At 68.3% G+C, this 1,365-nt stretch carries 1 protein-coding gene; it reads left to right on the forward strand.

The annotated features are described in order from the left end of the window. Window positions 1-111: 111 nt before the first annotated feature. On the forward strand, window positions 112-1,308 hold the full coding sequence (locus tag LW587_RS23895) for an IS256 family transposase (RefSeq protein ID WP_232632056.1): 1,197 nt from the start codon (window positions 112-114) through the stop codon (window positions 1,306-1,308). Window positions 1,309-1,365: the final 57 nt, after the last annotated feature.

The following is a 1,365-nucleotide window of genomic DNA, read 5'->3' on the forward strand; positions in this document are numbered from 1 at the left end:
GGGTCGTGTCCCAGGGGGTGGTGTAGGAGCAGCCCACCGCTGAGGTGGTCATCGCCGGTCTTCGAGTAGGGTTCGAGTTGCGAAGCTTGAACTCACACACCGGAGACGACGATGACCGACGACAGGATGGCCCTGATCGATCTGATCGAGAAGAGGGCGGACGGCGACCTTGTGCGCGATCTGCTGGGCTATGCGGCCGAGCGCATGATGGAGTTGGAGGTCGAGGCACGCACGGGCGCGCCGATTGGCCAGCGCAGCTCGGACCGGCTGACGCAGAGGAACGGTTACCGGGAACGGGCCTGGGAGACGCGCGCTGGCCGGATCGATCTAGCGATCCCGAAGCTGCGCAAGGGCAGCTACCTGCCCTCGTTCCTGGAGCCACGGCGCACGGCCGAGAAGGCGCTCACGGCCGTGATCCAAGAGGCCTACGTGCACGGTGTCTCGACTCGCGCCGTGGACGACCTCGTCAAGGCGATGGGCGGCTCGGGCGTGTCGAAGAGCCAAGTCTCGCGGCTGTGCGAAGAGATCGACGAGCGGGTCAACGCCTTCCTCTCGCGGCCCATCGAGGGGGCTTGGCCTTACCTGTGGATCGACGCCACCTACGTGAAGGCGCGCGAGGCCGGCCGGATCGTCTCGCTGGCCGTCATAGTCGCGGTCGGCGTCAACACCGACGGGCGGCGCGAAGTGTTGGGCGTGGCCACCGGCGCGTCCGAGGCCGAGGTGTTCTGGAAGGGCTTCCTGCGCTCGCTGGCCGACCGGGGCCTGCGCGGCGTGAAGCTGGTCGTGGCCGACGATCACAAGGGCCTGCGGGCCGCCGCCGCCAAGGTCTTTTCGGCCACCCATCAGCGCTGCCGGGTGCATTGGATGCGGAACGCGCTCGCCCACGTCGCACCCAAGCAGCGCCCGGCGGTGGTGGCGATGCTCAAGACTATCTTCGCCCAGGACGGTGCTGCAGCGGCCCGGGCGCAGTGGGCCTCGGTCGCCGACACGCTGCGCGAGCGCTACCCGAAGCTGGCCGGCCTGATGGACGAGGCCCGCGACGACGTCCTGGCCTATATGGCCTTCCCGCGCGAGCACTGGCCGCAGATCGCCTCGACCAATCCGCTCGAACGTCTCAACGGCGAGATCAAGCGCCGCTCGGACGTGATCGGTATCTTCCCCAACGACCGGGCCGTCGTCCGGCTCGTGGGCGCGCTGATGCTGGAGCAGAACGACGAGTGGGCCGTCTCGCGCCGCTACATGAGCCTGGAAAGCCTCGTCGCCTTGAGCGATGATCCCGTCCTCAGGCTGTCGGCCGTGGCAGCCTGATCACCTTCGGACCCTGCCGAGGACCAGCGCTCATACACCACGTCACGGGACACGACC

The sequence above is a fragment of the Methylobacterium sp. Leaf118 genome (genome assembly GCF_920984675.1).
In the GTDB taxonomy this organism is placed as follows: domain Bacteria; phylum Pseudomonadota; class Alphaproteobacteria; order Rhizobiales; family Beijerinckiaceae; genus Methylobacterium.